General features: G+C 60.5%; 10 protein-coding genes. 8 read left to right on the top strand and 2 right to left on the bottom strand.

Translation table 11 applies throughout. The features are described from left to right. Nucleotide 1: 1 nt before the first annotated feature. Nucleotides 2–2,878, bottom strand: a complete 2,877-nt coding sequence (gene uvrA / locus AUL36_RS10430; protein ID WP_062220294.1) for an excinuclease ABC subunit UvrA — start codon at nucleotides 2,876–2,878, stop codon at nucleotides 2–4. 323 nt (nucleotides 2,879–3,201) lie between these two features. Here uvrA and ssb point away from each other — a divergent pair, with 323 nt between their 5' ends. Continuing rightward, nucleotides 3,202–3,762: a single-stranded DNA-binding protein gene (gene ssb, locus AUL36_RS10425; protein WP_062220292.1), complete on the top strand. Its 561-nt coding sequence runs from the start codon at nucleotides 3,202–3,204 to the stop codon at nucleotides 3,760–3,762. 58 nt (nucleotides 3,763–3,820) lie between these two features. On the opposite strand, the gene AUL36_RS10420 is transcribed toward ssb, so the two are convergent. Continuing rightward, nucleotides 3,821–4,459 carry a MarC family protein gene (locus tag AUL36_RS10420; RefSeq protein WP_062220290.1) on the bottom strand — a complete coding sequence of 213 codons (639 nt, stop codon included), beginning with the start codon at nucleotides 4,457–4,459 and terminating at the stop codon, nucleotides 3,821–3,823. Nucleotides 4,460–4,778: 319 nt separating this feature from the next. On the opposite strand from AUL36_RS10420, the gene gyrA reads away from it, so the two are divergent. The 7 genes from gyrA (at nucleotide 4,779) to AUL36_RS24860 (ending at nucleotide 13,184) form a co-directional block, all read left to right on the top strand. After that, nucleotides 4,779–7,544: a DNA gyrase subunit A gene (gene gyrA / locus AUL36_RS10415; RefSeq protein ID WP_062220288.1), complete on the top strand. Its 2,766-nt coding sequence runs from the start codon at nucleotides 4,779–4,781 to the stop codon at nucleotides 7,542–7,544. A gap of 358 nt (nucleotides 7,545–7,902) precedes the next feature. Beyond that, a complete protein-coding gene (gene coaD, locus AUL36_RS10410) occupies nucleotides 7,903–8,397 on the top strand; it encodes a pantetheine-phosphate adenylyltransferase (protein ID WP_062220286.1) in 495 nt (164 codons plus the stop codon). Between the two features lie 19 nt (nucleotides 8,398–8,416). Further along, nucleotides 8,417–8,959 carry a peptidylprolyl isomerase gene (locus tag AUL36_RS10405; RefSeq protein ID WP_058598333.1) on the top strand — a complete coding sequence of 181 codons (543 nt, stop codon included), beginning with the start codon at nucleotides 8,417–8,419 and terminating at the stop codon, nucleotides 8,957–8,959. Nucleotides 8,960–9,059: 100 nt separating this feature from the next. After that, nucleotides 9,060–9,530: a peptidylprolyl isomerase gene (locus AUL36_RS10400; RefSeq protein ID WP_062220283.1), complete on the top strand. Its 471-nt coding sequence runs from the start codon at nucleotides 9,060–9,062 to the stop codon at nucleotides 9,528–9,530. 12 nt (nucleotides 9,531–9,542) lie between these two features. After that, entirely contained in the window at nucleotides 9,543–10,625 is a 1,083-nt protein-coding gene (gene queA, locus AUL36_RS10395) for a tRNA preQ1(34) S-adenosylmethionine ribosyltransferase-isomerase QueA (protein WP_062220281.1), read from the top strand. After that, nucleotides 10,622–11,761 carry a tRNA guanosine(34) transglycosylase Tgt gene (gene tgt / locus AUL36_RS10390; RefSeq protein ID WP_062220279.1) on the top strand — a complete coding sequence of 380 codons (1,140 nt, stop codon included), beginning with the start codon at nucleotides 10,622–10,624 and terminating at the stop codon, nucleotides 11,759–11,761. The genes queA and tgt overlap by 4 nt, the downstream gene beginning before the upstream one ends. A gap of 217 nt (nucleotides 11,762–11,978) precedes the next feature. Then, the gene (locus AUL36_RS24860; protein WP_082655762.1) at nucleotides 11,979–13,184 is read left to right on the top strand and encodes a septal ring lytic transglycosylase RlpA family protein; all 1,206 of its coding nucleotides are present in this window, start codon (nucleotides 11,979–11,981) and stop codon (nucleotides 13,182–13,184) included. The last annotated feature ends 38 nt before the right edge of the window (nucleotides 13,185–13,222 follow it).

The raw sequence follows: 13,222 nt of genomic DNA, 5'->3' as shown, positions 1-13,222 counted from the left end.
TCTACTCTGCCGCTTCGGCCTTGATCGTCGGCTTTCGATCCAAAAGCTCTTTGAGAAAGCGGCCCGTCCAGGAGCGATCAACCTTCACGATGTCTTCCGGCGTGCCGGTGGCGACGATCTCGCCGCCACCGCTGCCGCCTTCCGGGCCGATGTCGATCACCCAATCGGCGGTTTTGATGACCTCGAGATTATGTTCAATAATCACGACTGTGTTTCCCTGATCCACCAGTTCGTGGAGAACCTCCAGCAGCTTGGCGACATCGTGGAAATGCAGGCCGGTGGTCGGCTCGTCCATGATATAAAGAGTGCGCCCGGTGGCCTTGCGCGAGAGCTCCTTGGCAAGCTTGACGCGCTGCGCCTCGCCGCCGGACAAGGTCGTCGCCTGCTGCCCGACCTTGATATAGGAAAGGCCAACTTCCTTCAGCGTAGCCAGCTTGTCGCGAACCGCCGGTACGGCTGAAAAGAACTCGACGCCTTCCTCCACCGTCATGTCGAGAACGTCGGCGATCGACTTTCCCTTGAATGTCACGTCCAACGTTTCGCGGTTGTAGCGTTTGCCGTGGCAAACGTCGCAGGTCACATAGACATCGGGCAGGAAGTGCATCTCGATCTTGATGACGCCATCGCCTTGGCAGGCCTCACAGCGCCCACCCTTGACGTTGAAGGAAAAGCGTCCGGGCTGGTAACCCCGCGCCTTCGCTTCCGGTAAGCCGGCAAACCAATCGCGGATCGGTGTAAAGGCCCCGGTATAGGTCGCCGGATTGGAACGCGGCGTGCGACCGATCGGTGATTGGTCGATGTCGATGACCTTATCGAGAAGCTCCAGCCCGTCGATTCGATCATGGTCGGCGGGAACCTCCCGAGCGCCGGCAATCCGCCGTGCCGCCGCTTTGAAGAGCGTTTCGATCAGGAATGTCGACTTTCCGCCGCCCGACACGCCGGTGACACAGGTCATCACGCCCATCGGGACTTCTGCGGTGACGTTCTTGAGATTGTTGCCGCGCGCCCCCACCACTTTCAGCGCTTTCCCCTTCTGGGGTTTGCGACGCTTCGCAGGAACGGGGACACCGCGCTCGCCCGAAAGATATTGGCCTGTCAGAGAGGCCGGGTTGGCCATGACCTCTTCGGGGGTGCCCGAGGCGATGACCTGTCCGCCATGCACGCCGGCCGCCGGACCGATATCCACGACATAGTCGGCCAGCCGGATCGCGTCCTCGTCATGCTCGACGACGATCACTGTGTTGCCGATGTCGCGAAGATGCTTGAGCGTGCCGAGTAGCCGCTCATTGTCTCGCTGATGAAGGCCGATGGACGGCTCGTCCAAGACATAGAGCACGCCCGTCAGCCCGGAGCCGATCTGCGACGCCAAGCGGATGCGCTGCGATTCGCCCCCCGAGAGCGTGCCGGACGAGCGAGACAGGGTGAGATATTCGAGCCCGACATCGTTGAGAAAGCGCAGGCGCTCGCGAATCTCCTTGAGAATGCGGACCGCGATTTCGTTCTGCTTCTGCGTCAGATGTTGCGGTAGTTCTTCGAACCAGTCGCGCGCCAGCCGAATGGAAAGGTCCGTGACCTCGGCAATGTGCTGACCATGAATCTTGACCGCGAGAGCCTCGGGCTTCAGGCGCGCGCCGCCGCAAGCCGGGCAGGGCGTTGCGGACATGAAGCGTTCGATCTCTTCCCGCGACCAGGCGGAGTCTGTTTCCTTCCAGCGCCGTTCGAGATTGGGGATGATTCCTTCGAAGGTCTTGGTCGTGGAATAGGAGCGCAACCCGTCATTATAAAGAAACTCGATCTTGCGCGTGCCGGTGCCGTACAAAATGGCTTTGCGCGCCTCGGGCGACAGTGCGGACCAGCGGTCCGTCTGCTTGAAGCCGTACTCGCTGCCGAGCGCCTCCAATGTCTGGCCATAATAGGGTGACGTGGATTTCGCCCAAGGCGAGATGGCACCGTTCTTCAGGGTGCGCGTCTCGTCGGGAACGATCAGCTTGGGATCGATCTGCTGTTGTGCGCCCAAGCCGTCGCAGCGTGGGCACGCGCCGAACGGATTATTGAAAGAAAAGAGGCGAGGCTCGATTTCAGGAATGGTGAAGCCGGAGACGGGGCAGGCGAACTTCTCGGAAAACAGGAGCTGACGCGGCTTGCCGTTCTCGTCGACGCCATCGGCAAACTCCGCGACGGCCAAACCTTCGGCCAAAGACAGCGCGGTTTCTAGCGAATCCGCAAGGCGCGCCTTGATGTCGCCTCGCACGACGATGCGATCCACGACCACATCGATGTCGTGCTTGAACTTCTTATCGAGCGAAGGCGCGTCGGCGATATCGTGAAACTCGCCATCGATGCGGACGCGCTGAAACCCCTTCTTCTGAAGTTCCGCCAGCTCTTTCTTGAACTCGCCTTTCCGCCCTCGAACCATCGGCGCCAGGAGATAGAGGCGGGTGCCTTCCTCCAAAACCATGATGCGATCAACCATCTGGCTGACGGTTTGGCTTTCGATGGGGAGGCCGGTTGCGGGCGAATAGGGAACGCCGATGCGAGCGAACAAGAGGCGCAGATAGTCGTAGATTTCCGTGACCGTGCCGACAGTCGAGCGCGGGTTCTTCGACGTGGTCTTTTGCTCGATGGAAATGGCGGGAGACAACCCGTCGATCTGATCGACATCGGGCTTCTGCATCATCTCGAGGAACTGCCGCGCATAAGCCGACAGGCTTTCGACATAACGCCGCTGACCTTCGGCATAAATCGTATCGAAGGCGAGCGACGATTTTCCCGAACCGGACAGGCCGGTCATGACGATGAGCTTGTCACGGGGAATGTCGAGATCGACATTCTTGAGATTGTGCTCGCGCGCACCGCGAATGGAAATAACGTTCTTCATGAGGGTCGCTGCACTCTCTCGAATTTCAAGAGCCTGAATGAAAACCGGCCGGTTTGGTTCGCGTATGCGAGCGCCGGCTTTCCGTTCAAGCCTTCCGCCCATATCGGCATGGGTGGATCGAAATCAAAGTCCGTTGCCATGGCCTTGCAAGTCATGGCGCATGTTCGCAATTTGTTCTAGATAAGATCGCCGCATCCTGCAATCGCATTCGCGCGGGATGGACGATCGGCCATATGAGTTGGGGATCGAATGGTAGCGTGGTAGCCGCGATCGACCTCAGGCTCTAAGGTTAGAATAAACGTGCATCGTATCGGAGAAGAAGAATGGCGGGCAGCGTCAACAAGGTCATCCTCGTCGGAAATCTGGGCGCAGACCCGGAAATCCGTCGGCTGAACTCCGGCGATGCCGTTGCGAACCTTCGCATCGCGACCTCAGAAACATGGCGCGACAAGGCCAGTGGCGAGCGCAAGGAGCGGACCGAGTGGCACAGCGTCGTCATCTTCAACGATGGGCTGGTGAAGGTCGCCGAGCAGTATCTGAAGAAGGGTGCGAAGGTCTATATCGAGGGTCAGTTGCAGACCCGCGCCTGGGACGATCAACAGTCCGGGCAGAAGCGCTATACGACGGAAATCGTGCTGCAGCGATTCCGCGGTGAATTGCAGATGCTCGACGGACGTGGCGAGGGCGGCGGTGGCGGCTCCTTCGAGGGCGGCGGCGGTGGCGGATATGAGCGCGGCGGCTCCGGCGGTGGATATGATCGTGGGTCGGGCGGCCGGTCCGGCGGCGGCGGCGGTCGAGGCGGCAGTTCCGGCGGTTCAAGCGGTGGCTTTGGGGGGGGCGGCGGGCGTCCGTCCAACGATATGGACGACGAAATCCCGTTCTGATTCCCTTCGGACTTCACCCATTTCCTGTCGAAGCCTAACCGCTTCGACAGGACGGACTTCAACCAATGAGACCGCTTCCTCGAACGAGCGAAGCGATTCCATCGGCAACGAACTGAACGGCTAGGGCCGCCAGAAGAACGCCTAAAAGCCGCGTAACGACGGCGCGCCCAGTCTGACCCATAAAGCGATCGAGACGATTGGCGACCGACAAGGTGGCATAGGTGGCTGCGATGACCGTCGCGATCACCAAGAGAAGGCTGATTTGGCCAGTTGGTCCCGGCAGAGCGCCGGATAGTAGAATGACGGCAGAGATTGCGCCAGGCCCGGCCATCAAGGGGATGGCGAGAGGGACGGCCGCGATCTCGAAGACTTCATGCTCCGTCATGGCCGCTTCGGCATCCTTCTCCTTTCGTGTCTTGCGCTTCTCGAAAACGAGTTCGAACGCGATCCAGAACAGGAAGAGCCCGCCCGCGACGCGAAAAGCGCCGAGCGAAACGCCTAGGGTTTGAAGGACGGTCACGCCGGCAAAGGCGAAGATCGCTAGAATGGCGAAAGCGATCAGGCAGGCGCGCAGGGCCAGTCGCCGACGGTCGGCCATCGAAAGGCCCGGCGTCAACCCAAGGAAGAGCGGCGCCAGACCCAAAGGGTCGATGATGACGAACAGGGTCGCGAAGCCGTTCAGAAGCGTTTCGAGCATGGTGTCTCCCTGCGATGTTGGACACCCTCGTAGGAGCAGACGGCTACGGGAGGCAACCCGACCTCTCCCGATCCTGCGATCTGCGGGACATTCGATGGCTTCGCAATGCGGCGAGGCCAGAAGGATCGGATGCGTTCAGCGGCGCTTCGACCGGCCTATTCCGGGCGGTTTTCAGGTGAAGTCGGAGAGCTTTGTCTGGCGCTCCAGCTAAGTACCTGTTTTATCATAGATAAATCAGAATGGCGAATTTGCCAATTCGGGCGGCCTCGCGCTATAAGTCTTGTAGATAGAGTTTGGGATAGTGTCCTTGTCCGATAGCATGCAAGAGCAGCCGCCAGAGCGGCCGAACGGCATCGAGCCTGTTTCCATCGTCGAGGAAATGCAGCGATCTTATCTCGATTACGCCATGAGCGTGATCGTGAGCCGCGCGCTCCCGGACGTTCGAGATGGGTTGAAACCTGTCCACCGCCGCGTTCTCTTTGCGATGCACGAGATGGGGCTTGTTCACAACAAGTCTTATCGCAAGTCCGCCGGCGTCGTCGGCGAGGTGATGGGTAAGTTCCACCCGCATGGTGATGCGTCGATCTACGACGCATTGGTGCGGATGGCGCAGGACTTCTCTCTGCGCGCGCCCTTGATCGACGGGCAGGGCAATTTTGGCTCGATCGACGGCGATCCGCCCGCGGCGATGCGTTATACGGAATGCCGCCTGGAGCGCGTTTCGGACGCGATACTGGAAGATATCGACAAGGAAACCGTCGATTTCCAAGAGAACTACGATGGCCGCGAGATGGAGCCGGTCGTGCTTCCGGCTCGTGTTCCCAATCTTTTGCTGAACGGTTCGGGCGGCATCGCCGTCGGCATGGCCACCAACATTCCGCCGCACAATCTGGGCGAGCTGATCGACGGCTGCGTGGCGCTGATCGAGAACCCGGCGCTTCAACTCCACGAGTTGATGGAATTCATTCCCGGTCCCGATTTCCCGACCGGGGCGCTTGTCATCGGGCGGGCGGGCATTCTTTCGGCCTACTCGACCGGTCGCGGTTCGATCCTGATGCGCGGTAAGGTGCATGTGGAGCCGATGCGCGGCGACCGCGAGTCCATCGTCATCACCGAGATCCCGTATCAGGTGAACAAAGCGACGATGATCGAGAAGATGGCCGATCTGGTTCGCGACAAGCGAATCGAGGGCGTTTCGGACATCCGCGACGAAAGCGACCGAGAGGGCTATCGGGTCGTTGTGGAACTGAAGCGGGACGCGTCCTCGGATGTCGTTCTCAACCAGCTCTATCGCTTCACGCCGCTGCAGACGACGTTCGGCGCCAATATGGTGGCCCTGAATGGTGGAAAGCCGGAGCAGCTCAACCTTCTGGATATGCTCTCGGCCTTCGTCGCGTTCCGCGAAGAGGTCATTCAGCGTCGCACCAAGTATCTTCTCCGCAAGGCGCGCGAGCGCGCGCATGTCTTGGTCGGCTTGGCGATTGCGGTCGCCAATATCGATGAAATCATCAAGCTGATTCGCCATGCACCCGACCCTGCGACGGCGCGTGAGCAGTTGATGACCCGTGAGTGGGAGGCGAAGGACGTCGCACCGCTCATTCGCCTGATCGATGATCCGCGCCACCGTATCAGCGACGCCGGCACCTATCGCCTGTCGGAAACGCAGGCCCGGGCCATTCTCGATCTTCGCCTGCAGCGCCTGACCGCGCTCGGCCGGGACGAGATCGCGGACGAGCTGAATCAGATCGGCAGCGAAATCCGCGAGTATCTCGAAATTCTGTCGTCCCGTGTTCGAGTGCGCGAGATCATCAAGGAAGAACTCGCGGCGGTACGCGCCGAGTTCGCGACGCCTCGGCGCACCGAATTGCTGGAGGGGGCGGGCGACCTCGAAGATGAGGACCTGATTCCGCGCGAGGATATGGTCGTCACCGTCAGTCATGGCGGTTACATCAAACGCGTTCCCCTGGTGACCTATCGAGCCCAGCGTCGTGGCGGAAAAGGGCGCTCGGGCATGGCGCTGAAGGGGGATGAAGACTCGGTGACCCGAATCTTCGTGGCCAACACGCACACGCCGGTTCTGTTTTTCTCGTCGCGTGGCATCGTCTACAAAGAGAAGGTCTGGCGGCTACCGTTGGCCACGCCGCAGTCGCGCGGCAAGGCTCTCGTCAACATGCTTCCGCTCGAGAAGGGCGAACGCATCACGTCGATTCTGCCCCTGCCCAATGACGAGCAGACGGCGGCGGAACTGAACGTCATGTTCGCGACGACGAAGGGAACAGTTCGGCGAAACAAGCTCGCCGACTTCCTCCAAGTCAACCGCAACGGCAAGATCGCGATGAAGCTGGAAGAGGCGGAGGATGAAATCCTGGCTGTCGCGACCTGCTCCGAGAACGATGACGTACTTCTGACGGCCGCCAGCGGTCAGTGTATTCGCTTTTCGGTGCCGGAAGTGCGTGTCTTCGCCGGTCGAAACTCGATCGGCGTGCGGGGCATGAATCTCGCTGAAGGAGATCGTCTGATCTCCATGGCTATTTTGCGCCATGTCGACGCGACAGCGGCGGAACGGGCAGCCTATCTGCGCATGCGCCGCGCCGTGGAAGGCGAGATCGTTTCCAGCGACGGCGTGGTGGACGAGGAGGCCGTCGAGGAGGTGTCCCTGTCGTCCGAGAGATACGCTTTCCTCAGTGCATCCGAGGAATTCGTGCTGACTCTTAGCGAGTTCGGCTTCGGCAAGCGCTCATCATCTTACGAGTTCAGAACGAGCGGTCGTGGAGGTAAAGGGATTCGCGCAACGGACGTTTCGCGTCTCAGCGACATCGGCCATCTCGTCGCAGCCTTCCCGGTCGACACTGGAGATCAGATTTTGCTGATTTCGGATCGCGGGCAAATGATCCGTGTTCCCGTCGAGGGCATTCGTGTGGCTGGTCGCGCCACCAAAGGCGTGACCATCTTCAACACGGCTGAGAACGAGCGTGTTGTCTCGGTTGAGCGTATTCCAGATCAAGGCGGGGACGAGGACATGACCTCACCCGAAGTCGAGGACGGCGCGGCAGATACCACCGATCCAGAGGAAGGCGGCGCGTAAGCGCCGTTTTCTTTCCTACCGCGAGATCAACGCAGAATGCGACGCGACCGCGCGGCCACTTTTACCCGCGACTTGTCTGCCTCGTTATGAACAGCCACTGCTGTTGCGGTGACCAGGGAAGCAATCATCGCGAAAGAGAGTGCGAGAACCAGCATCTTCAAATCTCCGAATTCACTGCAAGAACGTAAGGATTTGTTTATTCGTTCCCAAGGGGTGGTGAGCTTTTATGTCTCACCGTTTCTCTTCAAGAGCGGTGCTGTCCTCATCCTGTGGTCGCAATGGTTGGGGAAGTGCGAAACGAGATTGCCGATCGGGAATTCGCCGCAGGGAGTTTGATGAAATGGTTAGCGGAGGGCGAATGCACCAGGTTGCTTTGTTCGCGGGATCGTTCGATCCGTTGACCAACGGTCATCTGGATGTGCTGACACAGGCGTCACGCCTGTTCGATCGGATCGTCGTTTCGATCGGAATTCATCCGGGAAAGGCGCCTTTGTTTTCGGCCGACGAGCGGGCGGCGCTGGTTCGCCGAGCCTTGGAAACCGAGCGTCTGGATGCCGAGATCGCCGTCAGCTTTTTTCAGGGTTTGACGGTGGACGAAGCGCATCGCCATGGCGCGACCGCCCTTCTTCGGGGCGTTCGCGATGGCGGTGACTTCGACTACGAGATGCAACTTGCCGGAATGAACGCCCGACTTGCGCCGGATGTCGGCACCATCTTCCTGCCCGCATCGATCGAAACGCGGCCCATAACGGCCACATTGGTTCGTCAGATCGCAAGTCTTGGAGGCGATGTTTCGGCTTTCGTTCCGCCTGTCGTCGCCGAGGCTTTACGTGAGAAATTCGTTCGGCACTGATGCCGACATGGAGTTTGGTATGAAGTTGTTTGCCTCGATCGGTCTGGCCGCGATGATGTTGGCCTCGTCGGCCCTGCCCAGTCTCGCGCAGGGCGCCGAGACGATGGTCATCACCACGGACAAGGGTGAAATCGACATCAAGCTCCGCCCCGATCTGGCTCCCAAGCATGTCGAGCAGATCAAGACCCTCGCCAACCAGGGCTTCTACAATGGCGTGGTCTTCCACCGTGTGATCGACGGCTTCATGGCCCAGACCGGCGACCCGACCGGCACTGGCATGGGCGGCTCCAAGCTTCCGGATTTGAAGGCGGAGTTTTCGAAGGAGCCCTTCAAGCGCGGTACGGTCGGGATGGCGCGGGCTCAGAACCCCAATAGCGCCAACTCGCAATTCTTCATCATGCTGGGCGACGGCGACTTCTTGAACGGCCAATACACCGTTGTCGGCGAGGTGACGAAGGGCATGGACGTCGTCGACAAGATCAAGAAGGGCGACGAGGCTCGCAACGGCCAGGTCTCGAACCCGGACAAGATGGAAACCGTGAAGGTCGTCGCGGCTCAGTGATCGTTCCGTCCCCTTGCCAGCGCGCAGGGGATCGGTCAAGGAAGCGTATTGAAATGGCCTGGCAGGTCCAGGCCATTCTTCGTTTGACCAGGAGGAAGGCATGACCTTCGAAAACCCGGAAGACACCCTCGTCCTCGAAACAACGAAAGGCCGCGTCGTGATCAAGCTCCGGCCTGATCTGGCGCCAGGGCACGTCGCACGCGTGAAGGAACTCGCGCGCGAGAAGTTCTACGACGACGTGGTCTTCCACCGTGTGATCGACGGATTCATGGCTCAGACGGGCGATCCCACGGGCACCGGCACGGGCGGCTCGTCCAAGCCGGACCTCAAGGCGGAATTCTCGGCCGAGCCGCACAAGCGCGGAACGGTTTCGGCTGCGCGTACGGCCAACCCGAACTCGGCCAACTCGCAGTTCTTCATCTGCTTCGAGCGCGCGCCTTGGCTGGATCGTCAGTATTCGGTCTGGGGTGAAGTGATCGAGGGCATGGAAACGGTCGACCAGATCAAGCGCGGCGAGCCGGTTCGTGATCCCGATTCGATCACGACCATGCGCGTTGCGGCCGACCTGTAAGGTTCGGTTCGAATGCGGGTCGATCTATTCGATTTCGACCTCCCGGAAGAGCGGATCGCCCTGCGACCCGCTCTTCCGCGCGAATCGGCGCGCCTCCTCCTTGTTCCCGAACAGGGTCCGCTGAGCGATAAGCGGGTCGGTGATCTGCCCGGTCTGCTTCGGGCAGGCGACGTTCTGGTGTTCAACGACACCAGGGTCATTCCCGCCCGCCTCAACGGCCTTCGTCGCCGGGACGGACTGCCCGAGGGACAGGGTGTCGCCGAGATCGAGGCCACCCTTCATCTTCGTCTCGATGGCGGGCGCTGGAAGGCATTTGTGCGTCCTGCCAAGCGCGTGGCCGTGGGGGATGTCATCCGCTTTCAGGGCGTTGGGCAGGTGATCCTGTCGGGAATGGTCGAAGAGCGAGGCGAGGGCGGCGAAGTTACCCTTGCGTTCGATCGATCGGGTCCAGATCTCGACGCGGCCATCGCCGAGATCGGTCACCTTCCGCTGCCGCCCTATATCGCATCCAAGCGGGGCGAGGACGAGCAGGACCGTACGGACTATCAAACGATCTATGCTCGCCATGACGGGGCCGTGGCCGCGCCGACAGCCGGCTTGCATTTCACGCCTCAACTTATGGAAGCGCTACGGGCGGCAGGCGCTCAGTTCGAGTATGTGACGCTTCATGTCGGGGCAGGGACGTTTCTCCCGGTAAAGGCCGATGATACGTCGGCGCATCGGATGCATCATGAATTCGGTTCGATCGACATCGCCACCGCCGAACGGCTGGCCTGTGCCAAAGCGGACGGTCGACGGGTTGTGGCTGTCGGTACGACTTCCCTTCGCGTTCTGGAGAGCGCGGCCCAAGGCGGCGTCATCGCGCCCTTCCACGCGACGACAGATATCTTCATTACGCCAGGCTATGCATTTCGCGCTGTCGATGCGCTTCTGACGAATTTTCATCTCCCGCGATCGACGCTTTTCATGCTCGTGTCCGCTTTCAGCGGATTGGATCGTATGCGCGATGCCTATCGCCACGCGATCGAGACGGGCTACCGCTTCTATTCCTATGGGGACGCCTGCCTTCTGGAGCGTTCCGAGGCTACCTCATGACCGTCACTGAATTTGGTTTTCGTCTTCTCGCCACGGACGGCAAAGCGCGTCGCGGCGAGATCAGCATGCCGCGCGGCACGATTCGTACCCCGGCCTTTATGCCCGTCGGCACCGCTGCGACGGTGAAGGCGATGTATCTCGATCAGGTCCGAGAGCTCGGCTCGGACATTATTCTCGGCAATACCTATCATCTCATGCTGAGACCGGGTGCGGAGCGCGTGGCTCGGCTGGGCGGTCTGCATGAATTCGCGCGCTGGCCCTATCCGATCCTGACCGACTCCGGCGGCTTCCAGATCATGTCGCTGGCTAGTCTTCGAAAGATGAGCGAGCAGGGCGTGACCTTCCGCTCGCATGTGGACGGTTCGGTCCACGAGCTTAGCCCCGAGCGGTCGATCGAGATCCAGGGGCTCCTCGACGCCGACATTCAGATGCAGCTTGACGAGTGCATCCGTCTACCGGCCGATCGCAATGAGATCGAGCGTGCGATGGAGCTCTCGCTGCGCTGGGCGGAGCGCTCGGCCGTCGCGTTCGGCACCCAATCCGGCAAGGCCATGTTCGGCATCGTGCAGGGCGGTGACCAGCCCGACCTTCGAATCCGCTCGGCCGAACGGCTCACGGCCATGAACCTCAAAGGCTATGCGGTTGGTGGGCTGGCGGTTGGCGAGCCGCAGTCGGTGATGTTGGAGACGCTGGACGAGACGCTTCCTTCCTTGCCTGTGGAGAAGCCTCGTTATCTCATGGGCGTCGGCACGCCGGACGATATTCTCCAATCGGTCGCCCGTGGCATCGACATGTTCGACTGCGTCATGCCGACGCGGGCCGGGCGTCATGGTCTCGCTTTCACGAAGGACGGGCGTGTCAATCTCAAGAACGCGCGTCATGCCGAAGACCCAAAGCCGTTGGACGAAACGTCGGATTGCCCGGCGACGCGAGATTATTCTCGCGCTTATCTGCACCACCTCGTGCGAGCTGACGAAGCTCTGGCGGGTATGCTCCTGACTTGGAACAATCTAGCTTATTATCAGCGCCTTATGGCCGAGATGCGTGAGGCGATCGAACTGGGCCGCTTCCAGGATTTCGCCGCGGAAACCACGGCGAGATGGGCTCGCGGCGAAGCCGCCCGAAAAGCGGCCTGACCTCTCAGCGATCGAAAATCCGGTTTTGCGTCAGCTCCGCGCTTCACGAAGAGTGGGGATAAGTGGCCCATGCCTGGGGAAAGACGCTACGATTTTCGCCTCGGTATTTTCGACAACTTGATCCTGCTCTTAAATTCTTCGTAAGTTTTTAGCGCGAGGGAATGAAGGACGACACTGGATGCGGCGCGGCGCATCCTTTCGGGGGACACGATATCTGATGGTCAAAGCCGAAGCCACGTCACGCGGCCGACAGGTCTTGTTCGTCTCGACGCTTTGCATTTTCGGCCTCGGCCTGTCCGGGTGCCAGTCGACGTCCTCTTCGACGCATTCCACGCAGGAGGAACTGGCGCCCGAGGACGACGCTCCGATCTTCAGTTCGAGCATCTTCGGTGTGAAAGCGAGCCCGCGCGTCACCCGGTCGAAAACCGTTCGCAAGGGTGGTGGGCGCGACCAGACGGGCAAGCCCTACATGGTGAAGGGCAAGTGGTATTACCCGAAGGAAGAGCCGGGCTATTCGAAGTCGGGAACGGCGTCCTGGTACGGCGCCAACTTCCATGGCCGTCTGACGGCCAATGGCGAAGTCTACGACATGTATCATTTGTCGGCGGCTCACCCGACCTTCCCGCTGCCGTCCTATGCCCGCGTCACGAACCGAAAGACCGGGGCGTCCGTCATGGTCCGCGTCAATGATCGCGGTCCTTATGTCCATGATCGCGTAATGGACGTGTCGTCGCGTGCCGCTCAACTGCTCGGCTTCCAGCATGATGGCGTTGCCGATGTGAAGGTCGAATATGTCGGGCGTGCGCCGCTCGAGGGTGACGATACGCCCTATCTCATGGCCTCCTACCATCCCGGAACCGTCAAGCCCGAGGACGCAGGTCTTTCGTCGGGCGTGATGGTGGCGTCGAAAACCGAAAGGTCGATCTGGCCGTCCTTCCTGACCGCGGCTTTCAGCCCTCAGAAAACCGAAGCGCCCGTTGTCGCGTCGACACGCAACTTGGCGCGCCCTGCCGTCCGCGTCACGCCCAAGGCTGGCGCTCGGGTTTCGACCCCTAAGCCGTCGTCGATCGAGGATCTGATCGACACCTACGATTCGAGCACGCCGCCGAGTGTTACACTGCCCAAGATCGCCTTGTCCTACGCCGCCGGCGCCGCTACGGGCTCACGGGCATTGGACGCGATTTCGCATATGACGTCAAAGGTCTCGGCTGCTAACCGTATCGAAATCGGCCGCGTCGATGATATTTCGCAGCTCTTGACGCTCGAGAATGCGGCAGCAGGATATGGCGAGATTGTCGAACAGAAAAGCGCCGAAGGATCGTCCTTCACGATGGTCATGGCCGAAGGGCAGAATGTCGAGATCGGTCTTCGCCGCTTGTGGAGCGCCGGCTTCGAGGATGCCTTCGCTCTGCGAGACGAGTGACATTAGTCGATCGGATCGTATCGACCGGGTATTGGTTC

The sequence above is a fragment of the Aureimonas sp. D3 genome (assembly GCF_001463805.1).
GTDB lineage: Bacteria > Pseudomonadota > Alphaproteobacteria > Rhizobiales > Rhizobiaceae > Aureimonas > Aureimonas ureilytica_A.
The sequence above is the reverse complement of the archived record's forward strand: the minus strand, read 5'-3'. Positions and strand labels throughout refer to the sequence as shown.

Coding starts and splice junctions, on each gene's coding strand:
- uvrA (WP_062220294.1), bottom strand. CDS start 2,878: ATGAAGAACGTTATTTCCATTCGCGGTGCGCGCGAGCACAATCTCAAG.
- ssb (WP_062220292.1), top strand. CDS start 3,202: ATGGCGGGCAGCGTCAACAAGGTCATCCTCGTCGGAAATCTGGGCGCA.
- AUL36_RS10420 (WP_062220290.1), bottom strand. CDS start 4,459: ATGCTCGAAACGCTTCTGAACGGCTTCGCGACCCTGTTCGTCATCATC.
- gyrA (WP_062220288.1), top strand. CDS start 4,779: ATGCAAGAGCAGCCGCCAGAGCGGCCGAACGGCATCGAGCCTGTTTCC.
- coaD (WP_062220286.1), top strand. CDS start 7,903: ATGCACCAGGTTGCTTTGTTCGCGGGATCGTTCGATCCGTTGACCAAC.
- AUL36_RS10405 (WP_058598333.1), top strand. CDS start 8,417: ATGAAGTTGTTTGCCTCGATCGGTCTGGCCGCGATGATGTTGGCCTCG.
- AUL36_RS10400 (WP_062220283.1), top strand. CDS start 9,060: ATGACCTTCGAAAACCCGGAAGACACCCTCGTCCTCGAAACAACGAAA.
- queA (WP_062220281.1), top strand. CDS start 9,543: ATGCGGGTCGATCTATTCGATTTCGACCTCCCGGAAGAGCGGATCGCC.
- tgt (WP_062220279.1), top strand. CDS start 10,622: ATGACCGTCACTGAATTTGGTTTTCGTCTTCTCGCCACGGACGGCAAA.
- AUL36_RS24860 (WP_082655762.1), top strand. CDS start 11,979: ATGGTCAAAGCCGAAGCCACGTCACGCGGCCGACAGGTCTTGTTCGTC.